This is a genomic window from Pseudomonas sp. UBT (assembly GCF_050915955.1).
GTDB classification, from domain to species: domain Bacteria; phylum Pseudomonadota; class Gammaproteobacteria; order Pseudomonadales; family Pseudomonadaceae; genus Aquipseudomonas; species Aquipseudomonas antarctica_A.
This window is the reverse complement of record NZ_CP168079.1, coordinates 4,935,571-4,956,867: the sequence shown is the minus strand read 5'-3', so window position 1 is coordinate 4,956,867 and position 21,297 is coordinate 4,935,571. Positions and strand designations below refer to the sequence as shown.

Below are 21,297 nucleotides of genomic sequence, written 5' to 3'. Positions count from 1 at the left end.
GAATGGCTGTTCCACTTCCTCAGGCATTCGGGGCACTCATGCACATCTCTTCCGGTCGCTGGGTCTATGGCTTCGGCTTGACCCTGTTGACCGCGTTTCTTTGGGGCATTCTGCCGATCAAGCTCAAGCAGGTGCTGCAGGTGATGGACCCGATCACCGTCACCTGGTTTCGCCTGACCGTTGCCGGCGGTTGCCTGTTCCTCTACCTCGCCGCGACCAGGCGCCTGCCTAGCCGCAAAGTGCTCGGCCCCAAGGGCGGCTGGCTGGTAGCCATGGCCGTGTGTGGCCTGGTGGGCAACTATGTGCTGTACCTGGTCGGCCTGAAAATGCTCAGCCCCGGCACCGCACAATTGGTCGTGCAGATGGGCCCGATCTTTCTGATGGTCGCCAGTGTATTTGTGTTCAAGGAGCGCTTCAGCCTGGGGCAGGGCATGGGCCTGGTGGTGTTGATCATCGGCTTCGGCCTGTTCTTCAATCAGCGTCTGGTGGAACTGTTGACGTCGCTGGGTACTTACACGGCCGGTGTGCTGACGATCCTGCTCGCCACCACTATCTGGGTGTTCTATGCCCTGGGCCAGAAGCAGTTGCTGACGGTGTGGAACTCGCTGCAAGTGATGATGGTGATCTACCTGTCGTGCGCCGTGCTGCTCACGCCGTGGGCACATCCGCTGGAGGCGCTGCAACTGAGCCCGCTGCAAGGCTGGCTGTTGCTGGCGTGTTGCATGAATACGCTGGTGGCTTATGGGGCGTTTGCCGAGGCGCTGGCGCACTGGGAAGCCTCGCGGGTCAGTGCGACCCTGGCGCTGACGCCGTTGGTGACCTTTGTGGCCGTGGCGCTGGCGGCGTGGCTATGGCCGGACTTTGTGCAGGCCGAAGAGATCAACGCCATCGGTTATGCCGGGGCGTTGGTAGTCGTGCTGGGCTCGGCGATGGTTGCCTTGGCGCCGTCATTGCTCGCCGGGCTCAAGGCCCGGCGGCTGCGGTTGGCTTCTTAATGTCCGGCTTCGAGCATGTTTTCCGGGCGAACCCACTGATCGAACTCCGCGTCGGTCAGGTAGCCCAGGTCCAACGCGGCCTCCCTTAGCGTCAGCCCTTCGGCGTAAGCCTTCTTGGCGATCTGCGCCGACTTGTCGTAGCCGATATGCGGGTTGAGCGCCGTCACCAGCATCAGTCCGCGCTCCAGGTGCTCGGCCATTTTCCCGGCGTCGGGCTCCAGGCCTGCCACGCAATGCTCCTGGAAATTATTGCAGCCATCGGCCAGCAGGCGGATCGACTCCAGCAAGTTGTGGATGATCACGGGTTTGTACACGTTCAACTGCAAGTGCCCCTGGCTGGCGGCAATGCCGATGGTCACGTCGTTGCCCAGCACCTGGCAGGCCAGCATCGACAGCGCTTCACATTGGGTAGGGTTGACCTTGCCGGGCATGATCGAGCTGCCTGGCTCGTTGGCCGGCAACTTGACTTCCGCCAGCCCGGCACGCGGGCCGGAGCCCAGCAGGCGCAGGTCATTGGCGATTTTCATCAAGGCCACCGCCAGGGTTTTCAGCGCGCCGTGCAGGGTCACCAGCGGCTCATGGCCCGAGAGGGCGGCGAATTTATTCGGCGCGGTGACAAACGGCAACCCCGACAGGGCTGCCAATTCAGCAGCAATCGCTTCGCCAAAACCATGGGGCGAATTGAGCCCGGTGCCGACGGCGGTGCCGCCCTGGGCCAGTTCGCACACCGGGGGCAGGGCGCTGCGGATCGCGCGTTCGGCGTAATCCAGTTGGGCGATAAACGCCGAGAGTTCCTGGCCGAAGGTGATGGGCGTGGCGTCCATCATGTGAGTGCGGCCGGTCTTCACCAGCTTCATATGCCGTGCCGACAGTTCCGCCAGGCCACCGGACAGATAAGTGATCGCCGGCAGCAGTTGCTTGGTCACGGCTTGCACGGCCGCGATGCTCATGGCGGTGGGAAAGCAGTCGTTGGAGCTCTGGGAGCGGTTGACGTGATCGTTGGGGTGCACCGGGCTCTTGCCGCCACGGGGTTTGCCCGACAGCTCGTTGGCACGGCCGGCGATGACTTCATTGGCGTTCATATTGCTTTGGGTGCCGCTGCCGGTCTGCCAGACCACCAGGGGGAATTGGTCGTCATGCTGGCCGTCGAGCACTTCATCGGCAGCCTGTTCGATCAGGCGGGCGATGTCGGCGGGGAGGTCGCCATTGCGGTCGTTGACCCGGGCGGCGGCTTTCTTGATCAGCGCCAGGGCGTGCAGTACCGCCAGGGGCATGCGTTGCTCGCCGATGGCGAAATTCACCAGTGAACGTTGGGTCTGCGCGCCCCAGTAAGCGTCATCCGGGACTTGAACGTCTCCCAGGCTGTCGGTTTCGATACGGCTCATCGGGCACACTCCTTCAGGTTCGTTTGCGCAGTTTAGGCCGTGATGGGCCTGTGGGGTTCCATAAAAGACTTTTCATCGGATGCAAGTCCCGCAAATCCCGGCCGAACAAGGCCCGGGGTTGAGCCGCGAGGTTTTTTAGGCGCAGAATGGTCGCCCTTGGGGTCTTACCTCGCCTGCTAGAAAAGGAAACTCGATGACTCGTCTTCGTGCCATCTGTACCGCGGTTGCTCTGGTTTGCGCCAGCGGCCAAGTGTTTGCCGATACCGCCAGCCATAACGCCAGTGCCGAAGCCTTCCTTACCCTGGCCCACGCTGACAAGCTGGGTACCCCGGTGTACATGCAAGTGCAGCAAATGTTCGCCCAGCGTTTCGAACAGACCAAGGCGCCTGCCGCCAAGCAGTCCGTACTGGACAGTTACCAGGCCAAGGCCAACGCTGCTCTGGACCAAGCCATTGGCTGGCCGAAGCTGAAGCCGGACATGGTCAAGCTCTACACCACCAACTTCAGCGAATCCGAGCTCAAGGACCTGGTTGCGTTCTACCAGTCCCCACTGGGCAAGAAAGTCCTGGAAAAAATGCCGCAACTGACCCAGCAATCGGCCCAGATGACCCAGGCCAAACTGGAAAGCGCCGTACCGGTGGTGAACAAGCTGTTGGAAGACATGACCAACGAGCTGACGCCTAAAGCCGCCGCACCGGCCAAGAAGAAGTAAGCAGGAATGACCATGCAACAGCGTATCGAAACGGCGCTCGCCGCCCTGAGCCCGCAACACTTGGGCGTGCTGGATGAAAGCCACATGCACAGCCGTGGGTTGCAGACCCACTTCAAGGCCGTGCTGGTCAGCCAGCAGTTCGAGGGGCTTAACCGCGTCAAGCGCCACCAGACGGTCTATGCCACCCTGGGTGACCTGATGAGCGAATTTCATGCGCTGGCGCTGCATACCTACACGCCCGAAGAATGGGCGAAAATCGACGCAGCCCCGGCCTCGCCGACCTGCGCCGGCGGGCATAGCTGACGCACGGGTGTCTCTGACACCTCGCATTTGCTAGAATCCGCAACGCGCCGCTTAGCCGGCGCGTTTTTTTGCATCCGGTTCACCCCTTACGAGGGTAGCCACCTGGAGAGAATACCCATGACCCAACCGATTGTCGTGGCGGCACTGTATAAGTTCGTCACCCTCGAAGATTACGTCGCCCTGCGCGAGCCCCTGCTGCAGGCAATGGTCGACAACGGCATCAAAGGCACCTTGCTGATCGCCGAAGAAGGCATCAACGGCACCGTTTCCGGCAGCCGCGAAGGCATTGATGGCCTGATGGCCTGGCTGAAGAACGACCCACGCATGGTCGACATCGATCACAAAGAGTCGTACTGCGACGACCAGCCGTTCTACCGCACCAAGGTCAAGCTCAAGAAAGAGATCGTGACTCTGGGCGTCGAAGGCGTCGACCCGAATAAAAAGGTCGGCACCTACGTCAACCCACAAGACTGGAACGCACTGATCAGCGACCCGGAAGTGCTGTTGATCGACACGCGCAACGACTACGAAGTGTCCATCGGCACGTTTGAAGGCGCGATCGACCCGAAGACCACCAGTTTTCGCGAATTCCCCGACTACATCAAAGCCAACTTCGACCCGGCCAGGCACAAGAAAGTCGCGATGTTCTGCACCGGCGGCATTCGTTGCGAGAAGGCTTCCAGCTTTATGCTTAGCGAAGGTTTCGATGAGGTCTACCACCTCAAGGGTGGCATCCTGAAGTACCTCGAAGAGGTGCCGCAGGCAGAGACCAAATGGCAGGGCGACTGTTTTGTGTTCGACAATCGCGTCACCGTGCGCCACGACTTGAGCGAAGGCGACTACGATCAATGTCATGCCTGCCGTACACCGGTGAGCGTAGAAGACCGCGCGTCCGAGCATTATGTGGCTGGCATCAGTTGCCCGCATTGCTGGGATAAGCTGCCGGAGAAGACCCGCCGCAGCGCGATTGACCGGCAAAAGCAGATCGAGCTGGCCAAGGCCCGCAATTTGCCGCACCCGATTGGCTTCAACTACAAGCAAACCCCCTCCGAGGCCTGACCCATGCCCGCGCGCCTGCTCTATGTGATGGACCCGATGTGTTCCTGGTGCTGGGGCTTTGCCCCGGTGGCGCAGGCGCTGGTTGAGCAGGCCCAGGCGGCCGGCGTGGAGCTGCACCTGGTGGTGGGCGGTTTGCGCACCGGCAGCGGCGCGGCGTTGGAGCCAACGACCCGGCGCTACATTCTGGAGCATTGGCAGGCAGTCACCGAGGCCACCGGCCAGCCGTTCAAGCGTGAAGGTGCATTGCCCGACGGTTTCGTCTACGACACAGAGCCGGCGTGCCGCGCCATCGTCACTGCACGCAGCCTGGCGCCGGACTGCGCCTGGACGTTGCTGGGGTTGATCCAGCGCGCGTTTTATGTCGAAGGCCGGGACGTGACCCTCGCCAGCGTGTTGGTAGAGCTGGCTGAAGAAGCCGGCATACCGCGTATCGAGTTTGCCGGTGCCTTCGACCGTGCCGAGCAGCACGCCGCGACGGCCGCCGATTTCACCTGGGTGCAGGATTTGGGGATTGCCGGTTTCCCGACCTTGCTGGCCGAACGTAATGGCCAGTTGGCTTTGCTGACCAACGGCTACCAGCCGCTGTCCGAGCTGTCGCCGTTGCTTGCCCGCTGGTTGGAGCGAGCCACCTGTGTATGATCAGCCCGACATTACCGAACCGACCAAACGCACAGATCGCCTGACCTGGGCGGAAATTCGCCGCCTGGCCCTGCGTCACAAGAAATCCCTGTGGATCGCCAACGGCGTTGCCGTGCTGGCGACCCTGTGCAGCGTGCCCATCCCTTTGCTGTTGCCCTTGCTGGTAGACGAAGTGCTGCTGGGCCACGGCGACGCCGCGCTCAAAGTGATGAATAACGCATTGCCCCTGGGTTGGCAGAAGGCCGCCGGGTATATCGGCCTGATGCTGCTGGTGACCCTGTGTTTGCGTTGCGGCGCGTTGGTGTTCAACGTCGTGCAGGCGCGGCTGTTTGCGCGGCTGGCCAAGGACATTGTCTATCGCATCCGCGTGCGCCTGATTGAACGCCTCAAGCGTATTTCCCTCGGCGAATACGAGAGCCTGGGCAGCGGCACAGTCACCACGCACCTGGTCACGGACCTGGATACGCTGGATAAGTTTGTCGGCGAAACCCTCAGCCGTTTCCTGGTGGCCATGCTGACTTTGGTCGGCACCTCGGCAATTCTGGTGTGGATGCACTGGCAATTGGCGTTGCTGATCCTGCTGTTCAACCCGTTGGTGATCTACGCCACGGTACAGCTGGGCAAGCGCGTCAAACACTTGAAGAAGCTTGAGAACGACAGCACTTCGCGCTTCACCCAGGCCCTGACCGAAACCCTCGACGCCATCCAGGAAGTGCGTGCCGGCAATCGCCAGGGGTTTTTCCTTGGGCGCCTTGGCCAGCGTGCCCAGGAAGTGCGCGACTACGCCATTCATTCCCAATGGAAAACCGACGCCTCCAGCCGTGCCAGTGGCCTGTTGTTCCAGTTCGGTATCGATATCTTTCGCGCGGCGGCGATGCTCACCGTGTTGTTTTCCGACCTGTCCATCGGTCAGATGCTCGCGGTGTTCAGCTACCTGTGGTTCATGATCGGCCCAGTGGAGCAACTGCTGAATCTGCAATATGCCTACTACGCGGCCGGCGGCGCGCTGACGCGGATCAACGAGCTGCTGGCGCGTGCCGATGAGCCGCAATATGCCGGGGGCGAAGACCCGTTCACCGGGCATGAGACCGTTGGCATCGAGGTGCGCGGGCTCAACTTCGGCTACGGCGAAGACTTGGTGCTCGACCAACTGAACCTGACCATTGCGCCGGGCGAGAAGGTCGCGATCGTTGGCGCCAGTGGCGGCGGCAAAAGTACCTTGGTGCAACTGCTGTTGGGGCTCTACACGCCGCAGGCTGGCAGCATTCGTTTCGGTGGTGCAACCCAGCAGGAAATCGGTCTTGCGACCATTCGCGAGAACGTCGCCGTGGTGCTGCAACACCCGGCGCTGTTCAATGACACCGTGCGCGCCAACCTGACCATGGGCCGCACACGCACGGACCAGGCCTGCTGGCAGGCATTGGAAATTGCGCAGCTGGATGCTACCGTCAAGGCACTGCCTTTGGGCCTGGACAGCGTAGTGGGGCGCTCTGGTGTGCGCTTCTCCGGCGGCCAGCGCCAGCGCCTGGCCATCGCCCGGATGGTATTGGCCGAACCGAAGGTGGTGATTCTGGATGAGGCCACCTCCGCCCTCGACGCCGCCACCGAGTACAACTTGCACCAGGCATTGGCGCGGTTTCTCAGTGGGCGTACTACACTGATCATCGCCCACAGGCTTTCGGCAGTTAAGCAGGCTGACCGGGTGCTGGTGTTCGATGGCGGGCGTATCGCCGAAGATGGCGACCATCAGCAGTTGATTGCTGACGGTGGGCTGTACGCCAAGTTGTACGGACACCTGCAACAAGTGCGTTGATTTAGCTTGGTCTGTGCTATCGGGATTGGATTTTCGCGTGCGTATTCAGCTGTGCATGTGTAAGGGACTTCATGAAGCAAAAGCGGACTCTCGGAACGCCACGGCTGTTGGGCATCGTTTGGCCCTTTATCGCCGTCGTATTGTTCCAGGCATTGTTAGGCTGCGTCAGTCTCTATGTGCTGTCGGCGGTGCGGGGCTATGTGGCTGGCGAGAGTCTTTGGTCCAAAGGCCAGAAAGACGCTATCTACTACCTGACGCTTTACGCCGATAACCGCGACGAAACCACTTTCCTCAAGTACCAGCAAGCCATTGCCGTCCCGCAGGGCGGGCACGAACTGCGTGTCGCCCTGGACCGTTCCAGCCCCGACCTCACTGCTGCGCGCCTGGGTATCCTCAAGGGCGGCAACCACCCCGATGACGTTTCCAGCCTGATTTGGCTGTACCTCAACTTCCGCCATTTCAGTTACCTGGAAAAAGCTATCGAACTGTGGACCGTGGGCGATGGCTACCTGGTGCAACTCGATGACCTGGCCCAGGCAATGCACCGGGCGATCCGCAGTGATCACGTCAGCCCTGGCGATATAAACGAGTGGAAAGAACGCATCATTGCCATCAATGACGGCGTCACGCCGTCTGCCAAAGCGTTCAGCGATGCTTTGGGCGAAGGTTCACGGATGATTCTGCGGCTGTTGCTGGTCACTAACCTGGCCACCGCCCTGGGCCTGATTGCCCTGGCGTTGCTGCGTACCCACAAGCTGCTGAGTCAGCGCCACGCGTTCGCCACGGCCTTGCAAGCCGAGAGGGAGCGGGCACAAATCACCCTGGAGTCGATTGGCGACGGCGTGATTACCACTGACGTCGACGGAGCCATCGCCTACATGAACCCGGCCGCCGAGGCACTCACCCACTGGAAGAGTGCCCAGGCCCAAGGCTTGCCCTTGGCGGCGTTATTCAATCTGCTTGATGAGGCTGCCGAACCCGACGGATTCACCCTGCTCGAGCACATCATCAAAGGCCGGCTCAGTGGTGGCAGCGAGCATTCCAAGCTGATCCAGCGCCTGGATGGCAGCACGGTCTCGGTCACCCTGGTAGGCGCGCCGATCCGCAGCGCCGGCAAGGTCAGCGGCGCGGTGCTGGTGCTGCACGACATGACGCAGGAGCGTCAGTACATTGCCAATCTGTCGTGGCAAGCCACCCACGATGCCTTGACCGGTTTGGCCAATCGCCGCGAGTTCGAATTCCGCCTGGAACAGGTGCTGCATAACGTGGGGCGCCAGAAAGGCGGACGCCATGCCTTGATGTTTCTCGACCTGGACCAATTCAAGCTGGTCAACGACACCTGCGGGCATGCGGCGGGTGATGAACTGTTACGGCATATCTGCGCGCTGCTGCAGTCGGACCTGCGCGAAGGCGACACCCTGGCGCGCCTTGGGGGCGACGAGTTCGGCATCCTGTTGGAAAACTGCCCGGCGCCGGTGGCGGAAAAGATTGCCGAGAACCTGCGCCATACGGTGCAAAACCTGCATTTCGTGTGGAAGGGCCGACCGTTCATGACCACCGTCAGTATTGGCCTGGTGCATATCTCGCAGTCCCCGACCACCCTGGAAACGTCGCTGCGCGCTGCCGATATGGCGTGCTACATGGCCAAGGAAAAGGGCCGTAACCGTGTGCAGGTCTACCATACCGATGATTCGGAATTGTCCCTGCGTTTTGGCGAAATGGCCTGGGTACAGCGTTTGCACATGGCATTGGAGGAGAATCGTTTCTGCCTCTACTCCCAGGAAATCTCCCCGCTGGGCCACACTGATGGCGGTAATGGCCATATTGAAATCCTGTTGCGCCTGCACGATGAGGCGGGCCGCATCATTCTGCCCGACAGTTTTATTCCAGCAGCCGAACGTTATGGATTGATGACGTCGCTGGATCGCTGGGTTGTGGAAAACGTATTCAAGATCATCGCCCGTTGTATGCACGAGCGTGCGGGGCGAGCTATGGCCATGTGTGCGATTAATCTGTCAGGCATAACTATTGGAGATGATGATTTTCTCGGTTTTTTACGTGAGAAATTCGAGGCTTACAGCATTCCGCCGGAAATGATTTGTTTTGAAATAACCGAGACAAGCGCTATAGCCAATTTGGGCAGTGCAATTCGCTTTATTAATGAACTCAAAGCGTTAGGTTGCCATTTTTCCCTTGATGACTTTTGCGCCGGAATGTCCTCATTCGCTTATCTGAAACATTTACCTGTAGACTTCCTGAAGATCGATGGAAGTTTCGTAAAGGATATGCTGGACGACCCGATTAACCGCGCCATGGTCGAAGTGATCAATCACATCGGCCACGTCATGGGTAAACGCACCATTGCCGAGTTTGTTGAAACACCGCAGATCGAACAGGCTTTACTTGAGATCGGTGTGGATTACGCTCAGGGCTACCTGATTGAACGCCCGCAACTGTTTACCTTTGATAGCTTGCAGTGTCGACCTGTGCGGCCGCAGCCTCTGTTATTCAAGGCGCCCGGCACATTCCGCTGAAACATTTGCTGGTCTGTACAATCACACTTAAAAAAGGAGCCCTACAGTGATCGACACATTCAATCGAACCGGCCCGCTTATGGAAGCCTCAAGTTACCCAGCCTGGGCGCAGCAATTGATCCAGGACTGTAGCGAGAGCAAGCGCCGAGTTGTCGAACACGAACTGTACCAGCGCATGCGTGATAACACGCTCAGCGCCAAAACCATGCGCCACTACCTGATCGGTGGCTGGCCAGTGGTGGAGCAGTTTGCCTTGTACATGGCACAGAACCTCACCAAGACCAAGTTTGCCCGCCATCCTGGGGAGGATATGGCGCGTCGGTGGCTGATGCGCAATATTCGTGTGGAGCTCAACCACGCCGATTACTGGGTACATTGGGCTCGCGCGCATGGCGTTAGCCTGGAAGAGCTGCAAGCGCAAAACGTACCGCCTGAATTGCACGCACTGAGTCACTGGTGCTGGCACACCAGCTCGGCCGATGCGTTGATCGTGGCGATTGCCGCGACCAACTACGCGATCGAGGGGGCGACTGGGGAGTGGTCTGCCGTGGTGTGTTCGACCGGTGTGTACGCGGTAGCCTTCCCTGAAGAAGACCGCAAGCGCGCGATGAAGTGGTTGAAGATGCACGCCCAGTACGACGACGCACACCCTTGGGAAGCCCTGGAAATCATCTGCACCCTGGCCGGGATGAACCCGAGCAAAGCGCTGCAGGTAGAGCTGCGCCAGGCCGTGTGCAAGAGCTATGACTACATGTACCTGTTTTTGGAAAGTTGCATGCAGTTGGAAAATGAAAAAGCAAAGGCGTCAGCTGCCGTTCGCGAACGCCCGGTTCGCGTCGCCAGCGAGGCGTGATGTAAGCGTGATGGCGGGGTGATTACCCCGCCATTGCCAAGCGGTTGCGACCTTCGCGCTTTGCCACATACAAGGCGTTGTCGGCCCGGCGCAACAGGCTTTCGGCAGACTCGGCAGCCAGCAAGGTCGAGCAGCCCAGGCTCACCGTCAGCTCGATCCGCTTGCCATCGGCCCAATAATCCTGAACCTGCGCAGCCCGGCGCAGGCGTTCGCCGACCATGCCAGCCGCGTCCCGGCCGGTGTTCGACAGCAAAATCAGAAACTCTTCCCCGCCAAATCGAAACACCATGTCTACGTTGCGCAACTGGCTTTTGATCGAACCGGCCACGGCGCGCAGTACGATATCGCCTGCTGCATGGCCGTGGGTGTCGTTGATTTTCTTGAAGTGATCGATGTCCAGCATCAACAGGGACAGCGGGCTCAGGTGTCGCCGGGCCATGTCGATTTCCCGTTGCAGGGTCTGGTCCATCGCAATGCGATTACCGGTATCGGTCAATGGGTCACGCAGGGCGCTGCGAGTGGCGGCGCGATAGAGCAGGGCGTTGCGCATCGGGTAAAGCAAGGTTGAAAGCAGGGACTCCAGTTGGCCCAGCTCATCTTCCATCAAGCGTTGGTTGCGACGGAATATCAGCTCGCCCAAGTGTTCGCCTTCATGGCTCAAGGTATAGCTCACCGAGTGGTGGCCGCGGTGGCCGAACTCGAGGCGCAAGTCGCTGGCTTCATGGCAATATTGCAGAGCATCCAGAGGGACCAGGCGCTGAACTTCACGAAAGAACAAGGCCAGGATACGCTGCGGCTCCAGGCTGGTTTGCAATTGCTGGCTCAGTTGCTGATGAAGCTGGGCAAGGGTGGCTGGACGGCGTGGAAGGAGAGCTGGCTGACCAAACCCCAGGCGTTGCAATTTGGCACTGTCGAAGTCAATTGCGTTGGTCTGGGTAGGTGATTTCATAAGCTGACGGCCTCTAAGCACATAACTGTCCTACAGGCTGCACGAGAGTGGCAAATGCCAAGCGTCTTACTGTTCCTTCAGTTCCGTAAAACATTGGAAACAGTTTAAACCGCTTTACCATGGGTTATAACCCCTGGACCGTGCCACACGTCTTGTCATCGCTTTACCTGCTTCAATGGTAATAGAGCGAGATTCATGCCACTTTGCTCAACTTAATAAAAAGCCTTATAAATCAACGACCGTTTTTAAAGGCAAAATCGGTCGCTGAATAACTGCGTCAGTTATTTGGCTGCTTGAACCAACGTGGTGTGGTCAATTTGGTCAATCGACGTAACGCCAGTCAAGGTCATGGCTACGCGCATTTCCTTGGCGAAAATATCCAAGAGGTTTTCCACGCCGTGTTGGCCGGCGGCGGCCAAGGCATACACCGTCGAGCGCCCTAGCAGGCAGCCCTTGGCACCGAGGGCGAGCATGCGCACCACGTCGAGCCCGGAGCGAATGCCTGAGTCCACGAGCACTGTCAGGTCATCGCCCACCGCCTCGGCAATCGGCGGCAACGCTTTGGCGGTAGACAACACGCCGTCGAGCTGACGGCCGCCGTGGTTGGAGACCACGATGCCATCGGCACCGAAACTTACCGCGTCCTTGGCGTCCTGTGGGTCAAGGATGCCCTTGATGATCATCGGGCCCTTCCAGAACTCGCGGATCCACTCCAGGTCTTTCCAGCTGATCGAAGGGTCGAAATTGTTCGCCAACCAGCCGATGTAATCTTCCAGGTGGGTAGGTTTGCCGAGGTACTTGGAGATATTGCCCAAGTCGTGGGGGCGGCCCATCAATCCCACATCGAATGCCCATTGTGGCTTGGTGATGGCTTGCAGCATCCGGCGTGACGCCGCGTACGGCCCGGACATGCCGGAGTGAGCATCACGATAGCGTGCACCTGGCGTCGGCATGTCCACGGTGAACACCAGTGTCGTCACCCCGGCAGCCTGGGCCCGCTCCAGCGCGTTACGCATGAAACCGCGGTCCTTGAGCACATAGAGCTGGAACCAGATCGACTGCGGGCTTTGCGACGCCACTTCTTCTATCGGGCACACCGACACGGTCGACAGGCAGAACGGTATGCCCTTGTTGGCCGCGGCCTTGGCGGCCTGCACTTCACCACGACGCGCATACATGCCGGTCAGGCCAACCGGGCTGAGGATAATCGGCATGTCCTGTTCCTTGCCGAACAACGTGGTCTTGAGGCTCAGGTTGTCGACATTGCGCAGGATGCGCTGGCGCAGGCTGATCTCGGCCAGGTCCGAACCGTTGGCGCGCATCGTGTGCTCGGCGTAAGCGCCGCCGTCGATATAGTCGAACAGGAAGCGCGGCAGCTTGCGTTTGGCGGCTGCGCGGTAGTCGGAGGCGGACGAGATGATCATGAACGGGTTCTCCACAGAGCTTGGTCACCCCACCATAAGCAAAAAGCTGGCATGATAAAAACAACTTTTATCACTAGCATCCAGTCGCTAAAGGAATACCAATGAACCTGCGAACATTGCGTGCCTTTGTTGAAGTGGTGCGCCAGGGCGGCTTCTCCCAGGCGGCTGACGTGGTGGCATTGACTCAATCCACCGTGAGCAAGGCGGTCAAGACGCTGGAGGATGAATTGGGCACGCCGCTGCTTAACCGCCTGGGTCACAAGAATGAACTGACAGCCGCCGGGGAAATTGCTTACCGCCGCGCCTTGGTGTTGCTCGCCGAGCAAAACGACCTGGTGGCTGAGATCAATGATTTGCGTGGTCTCAAGCGCGGTGTACTGCGCATAGGCTTGCCGCCGGTAGGCTGCGGGGTACTGTTTGCGGCGATGTTCGCTGCCTACCGCACGCGCTACCCCGACATCGAAATCGAACTCACCGAGTACGGCAGCAAAAGGCTGCGCGAATGCCTGGAAGCCGGGGAGGTCGACCTCGCAGCCCTGCTGCTGCCAGCGGATGAAGGGTTCGACTACCAGCCCGTGCGCAATGAACCGCTGATGGCTGTGTTACCCATGAGCCACCCACTGGCCCGACGCAAACGCATCGACTTCACTGACCTCGCCGACTCCCCGTTCATCTTGTTCGAAGCCGGCTTCGCGTTGAACGCCAAGATCCTCGCCGCCTGTGAGCGCAAGGGCGTCACGCCACGAGTAACGGCGCGTAGCGGGCAAATCGACTTTATCGTCGACCTGGTTTCCGCCGGATTGGGCGTCGCCTTTTTGCCGCGCATGCTCGCGCTCAAACATCAGCACGCCGGCATTGCCTTGATCCCCCTGGACGAGCCGTACACCGATTGGCACATCGCCCTGGCTTGGCGTGCCAGTGCCCACCTGCCACCCGCAGCCCGCGCATGGCTGGACCTGGCCAAAGAAATGGCCAGCCCTGTGCAGTGAAGGACACCTTCTGTGCGGGTTTTCGGCCGAATTACATCGTAATGCTTGACTTCTTCTTTTTAATCAGTAACATACGGCGCATTCCGCGATAGCTCAGTTGGTAGAGCAAATGACTGTTAATCATTGGGTCCCTGGTTCGAGTCCAGGTCGTGGAGCCAGATAGAGAAAAGCCTGCAGAGATGCAGGCTTTTTTTTGCGTTGGATTTGGCCGAAGGCAGCGACCCCATCCCCTATACAACCCCCATCCCAAAGTCATAAGATGAGAAGCATTATCATTTGATGTGGATCTGACATGCACGACGACAGCATCGCCTCGCCCGTCGCCAACCTGTATGCGAATCACCATGGCTGGCTTCGGGGCTGGCTGCATCGGCGGTTGGGGCACAGTGCCGATGCCGAAGACCTCGCACACGACACCTTTATCCGGGTATTGCGCTCCAAGGAGGATGTGCGCGAGCTGCGCCAGCCCATGGCGTTTCTCGTCACCATCGCCAATGGCTTGCTGATCAATCGCTGGCGTCGCCAGGCGATCGAGCGGGCGTACCTGGAAGCGCTGGCAGCGCGACCGGTGGCCGAGGAACCCTCGCCGGAAGAGCGCCACCTGATGATCGAGACCTTGTTGCAGTTGGACTCGCTGCTGGTCGGGCTGTCGGCACGGGTGCGGCAGATTTTCTTTTTGTCCCAGCTCGATGGCTTGACCTATCCGCAGATCGCCGCGCAGTTGAGCCTGACGGTGGCTCAGGTGCAGCGCGCCATGGGCAAGGCTTTCAGTGTTTGCTATGCGAGTCGGTTCGAATGAGTGGCACCGCTGTCGACCCGCGCGTGCGCGACAGTGCCATCGATTGGCTGGTGCGAATGCAGTCCGGGTTGATGAGTGCCGGCGACCATCAAGCCTTGCAGCGGTGGCGCCAGGCAAGTGCCGAGCATGAGTACGCGTGGCAGCGGGTCAGTAGCTTGCCGCTGTTGCTGCAACCGGGCGCCAACCTGTTGGCCGATGCCACGGCGCGCCGGGCGTTGCAGTCGGCCGGGGCGGATCCGCAGCGTCGTCGCCAGGTGCTCAAGTGCCTGCTGGCGTTGGGGCTGCTTGGTGGAATGTCCTGGCAAGCGGCGGATTCCACATTGGTGCGTTCGGCGTTGGCGAGTTATCGCACTCGCGTTGGCGAGCGCCGCCAGTGGGCCTTGGCGGGCGGTTATTCGCTGTGGCTGAACACCGCCAGTGCGGTGAACCTGGACTTGAGTGCAGGGCAGCGCAGCGTGCAGTTGGTCGAGGGCGAACTGGCCCTGGATACGCCGGCGGGTTCTGCGTCGCTGGAATGGCTGACCCCAAACGCGGTGCTCTATAGCCATGGCGCCAATCTGCTGGTGCGCCATGATCGCCAAGGCACACAGGTTACGGTCTTGCGCGGTCTGGCGCAGGTGAGCACGCGGCTTCAGCCAACACCGGTGCCGTTGCAGGCTGGCTGGCAACTACAGGTTGATGAGCGCGGAGCGGGGCGCCCGACCGCTATCGATGTGTTGCTGGCCCAAGCCTGGATGCGCGGCATCCTGCCCGCCGAGCGCATGCGCCTCGATCAATTGCTGGCTGAGCTTTCGCGTTATCGCCCAGGTTTTCTGCGTTGCAGCGAAGCGGTGGCGGGCCTGCGCATCACCGGCAGTTTCCAGCTGGACGATACCGATGCGGCGTTGGCGCTGGTCGCCAATACCTTGCCGGTGCGTATCGAACGAAGAACGCGTTATTGGGTGACAGTGGTACCCGCGTGAAATTTTTTTTCAGCAACGCGATAGTTTTTTCGATCTGGCTTGGCCTTTAGGTATTACCCACCGGCACAGGTGGGTGTCGACCCTTAGGAGCCTTGCATGATTTCCCCCGCTCGTGTCTTGCGTACCCATCATACATTCAGCTTGCTGTTTCTCAGTCTCCAGCCGCTCTACGGCGAGCTGGTTTTTGCGGCCGGCGAGCGTGCCTATAGCATCAGTGCCGGCCCGCTGGACAAAGTGCTGTCGCGCTTTGGTGCCGAAGCCGGGATCAGCATGGCGGGCAGTTCGCTGCTCACCGTCGGCAAGACCAGTCAGGGTTTGCAGGGCGATTTTAATAATGAGTCGGGCCTGACCCAGTTGCTCTCTGGCACGGGCCTCGGTTATCAGCGCCAGGCAGACGGAGGCTATGTCTTGCGCCCGCACCAACAGGCCATTTCCCTACCGACGCAAAAGGTGATTGGCGAAAACCTCGATGAGGTGGAGGTCTACCGGGCGCCGCGCTCTTCGGTGTATATCTCCGGCGAAGACATGCAGCGCTTCGGCGTGGTCTCGGTGGGTGATGTGCTCAAGGGCCAGCCTGGCGTGCAGGTCGGCGACAGCCGCAATGGCGGCGGCTTGGATGTGAATATCCGTGGCATCCAGGGCCAGAGCCGGGTGGCGGTCACCGTGGACGGCTCACAGCAGGCACTGGATGTATATCGCGGTTACGCCGGTACCCAGCAGCGCAGTTACATCGACCCGGACCTGATCAGCGACATCACGATCGACAAGGGCCCCAGCCTGACCTCCAGCGCCATCGGCGGCACGGTGAGGATGCGCACCCTCACAGTCGACGACATCCTCAAGGACGGCCAGAACATCGGCCTGCGCCTCAAGGGCGACCTGTGGAACAACGGCGTCGCTCCAGCCTCGCGAGACCCGCATTCCAAGGCCGAAGACCTGTACTCGGAACCGCACCAGAGCCGCGGTGGGCTGTTCGGCTCAGAGGCACAGGCTGGCAGCGTTGCGTTTGCCTATACCCATGAGTTTTTCGACGTCGTGGCGGCTTACGCCAAGCGCAACCAGGGCAACTATTTCGCCGGCAAAAAGGGCCAGGACCGCTACCGTACCTACGACCGTTGGGGCGATGAAGAAACCAGTGTGGCAACCACCTACAACGCCGGCGAAGAAGTGCTGAACTCTTCGTCGAGGACCGACTCGTTTCTGCTCAAGACTACCCTGCGTCCGGCGGACGGGCATACGTTCGACTTGGGTTATCGCCGCTACGACGGGCGTATCGGCGAGATCATGCCCTCGGATATCTTCCGCTTCGGCACCGGTGGCATCTATCAGTACCCCCTTGGTCATACCAAGATCGATACCTACACCGCGCGTTACAACTACCTGCCTTCGGGCAATCCGCTGGTAGACCTGACCGCCGACCTGTGGCTGACCGATGCGCAAACCAGCCAACTCACTTCGGTACGAGCCCCGGCGTCCCAGGCGTATCGCTCGGACCGGGCCTGGAGTCGCCAGGCTAACCAACGCATTGGCGGCGGCCTGGCCAATACCTCACGCTGGGAAACCGGCTACGGCGACTTGAAGTTGGACCTCGGCGGCTCCTTCCAGCTTGAGGAGCTGCGCCCGCAAAAAGGCGTGGTCACCCACCAGGACGATATCAACGCCAACCGCATGCTGCGCGAAGGGTCGCGGCAAGAATTCAGTTTCAATGGCAAGCTGGAGTACAAACCAGTGGACAGCCTCACGTTATGGGGCGGCGGGCGTTACACCCACTATCGCAGCAAGGACCACATCGCCAATGCCACGGGGCTGCGTGAGGATCGCGCCCTGCGCTACCTGCGGGTTTACAACGGCGGCGGCTCCGGCAACATGATGTGGTTCCCGAACCAGAACGGCCAGTACACCGACGCCACCGATCCGCGCCTGAATAATGGCATCGTCTTCCAGAACACTAACTATCCCTTCGAGGGCATTCGCTACAACGACTTTGGCGCGGTCGATTCGAGGGTCTTCCCATCCGAGGTCGGCAGCGTCGTCACCGGCTATGAATATTCGGGTAAGGCGAGCAACAGTGGGGGCGCCTTCGCTCCGGCTTTTGGCGTTAATATCGAAGTGCTGCCGGACACCTTCGTCTACGCCTCCTACACCCAGGGCTTTCGTATGCCTTCGCTGTTTGAAACCAGCCAGGGTGTGTTGCAGACCATGCCCGGCAAAGGCCTGAAACCCGAGCGTTCGAGCAACTGGGAGATCGGTGCCAGCACGCTGCACAAGGGGCTGTTGTTCGATGACGACTCGGCGGCGATCAAGCTGGCCTACTTCAACAACACCATCAAGAACTACATCACCCGTTACTACGACCCGAGCCCGGGCCTGTGGGGCTTGATGCGCTTCAGCAACACCGACAGTTACAAGACCAGCGGCCTGGAGTTGCAGACCCGTTACGATGCCGGCCGGGTGTTTGCCGACCTGTCGTCCACCTACTACCTGAAGACCGAAACCTGCGATGCAGCCTTCGCCGCCACACTGCGCGCCACCAGCAACCGCTATCAGCAAACGAGCGACACCCCGAATTGCACGCCGGGCAGCTTCATGGGTTCCTACACCAACACCCAAAACCCGCCGCGATTTGCGGGCAACTTGACCACCGGCCTGCGTTTCTTCGACCAGAGCCTTACGCTCGGCACGCGCATCACTTACACCTCAGGCCCCACTGTCACCGCCGACGAGCCCTGGCAGACGGGCGCCACCACGCCGCAATTGAATTACCGCGAAGTGGCCCTGGTCGATCTGTTCCTCACCTACAGGTTGCAGGAACACGCCAGCCTCAATGTGTCGCTGCAGAACCTGACTGACCGTTACTACCTCGACCCGCTGGCGCAGAGTTTCATGCCGGCGCCGGGGCGCACGTTACGAGTGGGGGTGCAGGCGAAGTTCTAAGGGCGCAATTCTCGCGCGCCGGCGCATTGGCCGGTCGCGCGCGAACCGAAGCGTTAAAGCGTCTGCACGATAATCTGGCTTTTCAGGTCGTTGAGCATGCCTTCAATGGCCGGCTTCATGGCGACGAAGTCCTGCGGGCTGCACAGCACGTCGTGGTGGTTAAACGCGTAGCTGCGGGTGATCAGTACGCTGTTGCCTTCCTTGACGTAAGTGGTCTGATAGTTGAAACCGCCGGTGTTCAGGACGACGGCCTTGGGCACCGCCAGGATGTTCACTTCTTTGGGGAAATCGAAGCGCGCCTTTTCTTCGATCGTGCCGGAAGCACAGGTGAAGTTCTGAGTGCGGTCCTTTTCCGAGAGGAAGCTGAACACGTTATGGCCAATACCGCCCGCCAGGCTGCTAAGCGCGGGCACGCCGGTAGGCCCAGGCAGGTTGACCAGGTTGTTGGTACGCCCCTTGACCGTGGACTTGAAGGTGGCGGCGTTGCCTTCAAGCGCGTCGGTTTCGATTTTGCCGCTGCCGGTTTGCCCGTACAGGCTGAGGACCTTCTCGGCCAGCAGGTTACGGTCGGCAATGGGCATGGATCTGAACAGGAAACGATTGAGTTCCGTACCCCAGCCCTCCACCGTGGTCCCGTTCGTGAAGTCCGCCGCGCCGCTCGGGTCGATCATGAAGTGCAGCGTGCCGTCTACCTTGCCCAATTGGTTTGAGGGTGTCCGAGCCAGTTCGCCGCTCTGGGTCAGCAACACGGTTTTGCCCAATTCCGAAATCAGCAAGTAACCCGCTGCGATGGGAGTAGCGGTGGAGTCCAGATAAAGGTCGAGGGTGGGGATGTAAGTGATTGTATGGTTCAGCACACCCAGCGTCGGCACCTTGGGCAGTACATAGGCGTCACCCAGGTTGATCAGCGCTGGCGAGCTTTCGATGGCAACCGCCTTGAGCAGCGCTTCGAGCAGGGCAACATGGTCCTTGCAGTCGCCATAACGGTTATCCAGCACTGCCTGCGCCGAATGCGGCACGACGCCGCCATTGCCGACGTACACCGCGACGTAACGAATGTTCTTGCGCACCCAGTCACTCAATACCAACGCTTTGCTGCGCGGCGTGTCCAGGTTGGCGGTGAGTTTATTGGCCAGTTCGGTGATGGCCGGTGTCACCTCTACCTGCGCCCTGGCGGCATACGCCTGGGCAAACTGTTTGTAGTCGGTGAACGTCGACACGGCCAGGCGTTGCCCGTAATCGGTATAGGCGACGGAGCCGACTTCAACGCGATTTTTCTCGGTGGGCTCAAGGTCCCAACGGTAGACTTTCCGGCCATTGGCAATGGTGGCTTCAGCGGCCTGGAACCCTCTCACGTCAGCGAACAAGGGCATGTCGGCCGGCATGTCGTAGGAGAGGTGGATCTGTTGGTTCTCGTAGAAATTCGGTGCATACAGGTCTTCAAACTGCCCGGGAAACAGTGGGGTGGTGCGATGGCGCTGGTAGTGCAACACCATGCGGTCACCTACGGCTAAGTCCGGGAAGATCACCACCTTGACGCGCGAGTCCTGAAATATCGGCGCTTCGGCTGAGGCCTGTTCCTGCTGTTCCTTGATCTGGTCGGCGGCGACCGGCACTTTACGGCCATCGGCTTTTTGGGTGTAGGCGTCCACGATGTCCACGGTTTCCAACGTGCGGTTGAAACTCACCGAGTGCTGCGCGTTGGGCTTGATCGCGCGCTCCTCGTTGATGCGCGAGACCCGCTCGAAGTCGAGCACGAAACTGCCGTCGGCATTCACCACGTAGGATTGGCTATTTTTTTCGACAGTCAGGGAGCGGTCGGTGTAATCGGCACTTGCCGGCACGCTGAACAGCCCGCCGATGACCACTGCCAGCGCACCGAACAGGCGCGTCGGGAAGAGAGTAGCGCTTTGCATAAAGATCCTTCTAAACGATGACGCGCACCGTCTGGAGGAGGGCGCGCGTTCCTTGATAAGCCGCCAAATGCGAAACGTTACTATATATAGATGGCAATGAGGCTGCTCATTTTTGTTGCTTAAACACGTGTAGGACGGCTCTGGACGTTTGCCGCTGCACGCGCATTTCCTGGCTGTTTCAAGAGGACTGCAAGGCGCATGAGTTTGGGGGAGGCAGGGCACGTTTGTGCCGACGATATGCTGACCAAGTCTGGGGCGCGGTTGTTTCAGGCCTGCAAGTGTATCGTCGAGCACGAGCTGGCTGGCGGCACGCTCACGGAAGTGTCGGAACCGTTTGGCGGGGGCGCTCGCGTCCGTTTACGTTGCTATATCCCCATGGCCGATATGTTCCGCAACGGGGGCGAGCGTTGACGCGGCAATGTCCCATGTCAGCAGGAGTTGGCTGATCGCCGCGTCGATCACCTTATGCGGCACATTATCGCGCGCCAGGATCGAAACGCCTTGCAGGAAGCTGTCAAACACCGTCGCCATCACCGGTGCTTCAAGCGTGTCCGGGAGTTGCCCGGCGCGGATTCCGCGCTCAACACACGCCACGATGCCCGCCCGCGTTCGTGCGCGCGATTGCGTCAAGGCATCCGCCACCCGCGCATTTTCAGGGCTGGGTGCGCTCATCACGCCCAGCGCCACCATGCAGCCCTTGGGGTGCCCGTCCTCACACTGCATGCGTGCCGACTGGCGCAGCGCGGTTTCGATGGCCTGGCGTGGAGCCAGGTTTTCGTCCCACAGGCATTCGGTGACCTGGGCGTAGGTCGCGAGGTAGCGCTGCACGCATTCATCGAACAGTGCCTCTTTGGAGCCGAACGCCGCGTAAAAGCTCGGCGCGGAGATACCGCCGCCCAGGCCGGCCTTGAGCTGGGCGAGTGAGGTGGCGTCGTAGCCGTGCTCCCAGAACAAGTGCAGGGCCTGCTCCACGGCCTGGTCACGGTCAAAATTACGCGGGCGGCCCATCTGTGCCATTTCAAGAGTCCTCT

At 60.2% G+C, this 21,297-nt stretch carries 17 protein-coding genes, 1 tRNA gene and 1 pseudogene; 14 read left to right on the top strand and 5 right to left on the bottom strand.

All coding sequences use genetic code 11. The annotated features are described in order from the left end of the window. Positions 1-38 precede the first annotated feature (38 nt). Entirely contained in the window at positions 39-995 is a 957-nt protein-coding gene (locus tag ACDZ94_RS22950; protein ID WP_432750880.1) for a DMT family transporter, read from the top strand. Here ACDZ94_RS22950 and ACDZ94_RS22945 read toward each other — a convergent pair. Beyond that, on the bottom strand, positions 992-2,380 hold the full coding sequence (locus ACDZ94_RS22945; protein ID WP_064453357.1) for a class II fumarate hydratase: 1,389 nt from the start codon (positions 2,378-2,380) through the stop codon (positions 992-994). The genes ACDZ94_RS22950 and ACDZ94_RS22945 overlap by 4 nt on opposite strands. A 193-nt stretch (positions 2,381-2,573) precedes the next feature. On the opposite strand from ACDZ94_RS22945, the gene ACDZ94_RS22940 reads away from it, so the two are divergent. The 7 genes from ACDZ94_RS22940 (at position 2,574) to ACDZ94_RS22910 (ending at position 10,293) form a co-directional block, all read left to right on the top strand. Beyond that, positions 2,574-3,092 (top strand): DUF2059 domain-containing protein, encoded by a 519-nt coding sequence (locus tag ACDZ94_RS22940; protein ID WP_003236690.1) that lies wholly within the window; start codon positions 2,574-2,576, stop codon positions 3,090-3,092. 6 nt (positions 3,093-3,098) lie between these two features. Next, positions 3,099-3,395 (top strand): BolA family protein, encoded by a 297-nt coding sequence (locus ACDZ94_RS22935; protein WP_432750879.1) that lies wholly within the window; start codon positions 3,099-3,101, stop codon positions 3,393-3,395. A 117-nt stretch (positions 3,396-3,512) separates the two neighbouring features. Beyond that, positions 3,513-4,454 (top strand): rhodanese-related sulfurtransferase, encoded by a 942-nt coding sequence (locus ACDZ94_RS22930; protein ID WP_064453356.1) that lies wholly within the window; start codon positions 3,513-3,515, stop codon positions 4,452-4,454. A gap of 36 nt (positions 4,455-4,490) precedes the next feature. Continuing rightward, complete coding sequence (locus ACDZ94_RS22925; protein WP_208604477.1) at positions 4,491-5,093, top strand: DsbA family protein; 603 nt, start codon at positions 4,491-4,493, stop codon at positions 5,091-5,093. Positions 5,094-5,103: 10 nt separating this feature from the next. Then, entirely contained in the window at positions 5,104-6,906 is a 1,803-nt protein-coding gene (locus ACDZ94_RS22920; protein WP_221296123.1) for an ABC transporter ATP-binding protein, read from the top strand. 71 nt (positions 6,907-6,977) lie between these two features. Continuing rightward, on the top strand, positions 6,978-9,440 hold the full coding sequence (locus ACDZ94_RS22915) for an EAL domain-containing protein (RefSeq protein WP_432750878.1): 2,463 nt from the start codon (positions 6,978-6,980) through the stop codon (positions 9,438-9,440). Between the two features lie 79 nt (positions 9,441-9,519). Next, positions 9,520-10,293 carry an iron-containing redox enzyme family protein gene (locus ACDZ94_RS22910; RefSeq protein ID WP_259746921.1) on the top strand — a complete coding sequence of 258 codons (774 nt, stop codon included), beginning with the start codon at positions 9,520-9,522 and terminating at the stop codon, positions 10,291-10,293. Between the two features lie 22 nt (positions 10,294-10,315). Here the strand turns inward: ACDZ94_RS22910 and ACDZ94_RS22905 are convergent, their stop codons facing one another. Further along, positions 10,316-11,242, bottom strand: coding sequence for a GGDEF domain-containing protein (locus ACDZ94_RS22905; protein ID WP_221295300.1), 927 nt, complete (start codon positions 11,240-11,242; stop codon positions 10,316-10,318). A 281-nt stretch (positions 11,243-11,523) separates the two neighbouring features. Continuing rightward, positions 11,524-12,666 (bottom strand): FMN-dependent L-lactate dehydrogenase LldD, encoded by a 1,143-nt coding sequence (lldD, locus tag ACDZ94_RS22900; protein ID WP_064453351.1) that lies wholly within the window; start codon positions 12,664-12,666, stop codon positions 11,524-11,526. A 101-nt stretch (positions 12,667-12,767) separates the two neighbouring features. On the opposite strand from lldD, the gene ACDZ94_RS22895 reads away from it, so the two are divergent. From ACDZ94_RS22895 to ACDZ94_RS22875, 5 genes are all read left to right on the top strand, one after another. Next, positions 12,768-13,655 carry a LysR family transcriptional regulator gene (locus ACDZ94_RS22895; RefSeq protein WP_432750877.1) on the top strand — a complete coding sequence of 296 codons (888 nt, stop codon included), beginning with the start codon at positions 12,768-12,770 and terminating at the stop codon, positions 13,653-13,655. An 82-nt stretch (positions 13,656-13,737) separates the two neighbouring features. Further along, positions 13,738-13,813 (top strand) — tRNA-Asn (locus ACDZ94_RS22890). 134 nt (positions 13,814-13,947) lie between these two features. After that, a complete protein-coding gene (locus ACDZ94_RS22885; protein ID WP_432750876.1) occupies positions 13,948-14,454 on the top strand; it encodes a sigma-70 family RNA polymerase sigma factor in 507 nt (168 codons plus the stop codon). Then, positions 14,451-15,416, top strand: coding sequence for a DUF4880 domain-containing protein (locus tag ACDZ94_RS22880; RefSeq protein WP_432750875.1), 966 nt, complete (start codon positions 14,451-14,453; stop codon positions 15,414-15,416). The genes ACDZ94_RS22885 and ACDZ94_RS22880 overlap by 4 nt, the downstream gene beginning before the upstream one ends. Before the next feature lie 96 nt (positions 15,417-15,512). Beyond that, the gene (locus ACDZ94_RS22875; protein WP_432750874.1) at positions 15,513-18,350 is read left to right on the top strand and encodes a TonB-dependent receptor domain-containing protein; all 2,838 of its coding nucleotides are present in this window, start codon (positions 15,513-15,515) and stop codon (positions 18,348-18,350) included. Positions 18,351-18,403: 53 nt separating this feature from the next. Here ACDZ94_RS22875 and ACDZ94_RS22870 read toward each other — a convergent pair whose 3' ends face one another. Beyond that, entirely contained in the window at positions 18,404-20,266 is a 1,863-nt protein-coding gene (locus ACDZ94_RS22870; protein ID WP_432750873.1) for a DUF3857 domain-containing transglutaminase family protein, read from the bottom strand. 161 nt (positions 20,267-20,427) lie between these two features. Here ACDZ94_RS22870 and ACDZ94_RS22865 point away from each other — a divergent pair. Next, positions 20,428-20,712: pseudogene (locus tag ACDZ94_RS22865) on the top strand (hypothetical protein); the annotation flags it as partial. On the opposite strand, the gene ACDZ94_RS22860 reads toward ACDZ94_RS22865, so the two are convergent. After that, a complete protein-coding gene (locus tag ACDZ94_RS22860; RefSeq protein WP_432750872.1) occupies positions 20,624-21,283 on the bottom strand; it encodes a TetR/AcrR family transcriptional regulator in 660 nt (219 codons plus the stop codon). The pseudogene ACDZ94_RS22865 and the gene ACDZ94_RS22860 overlap by 89 nt on opposite strands. Positions 21,284-21,297 lie beyond the last annotated feature (14 nt).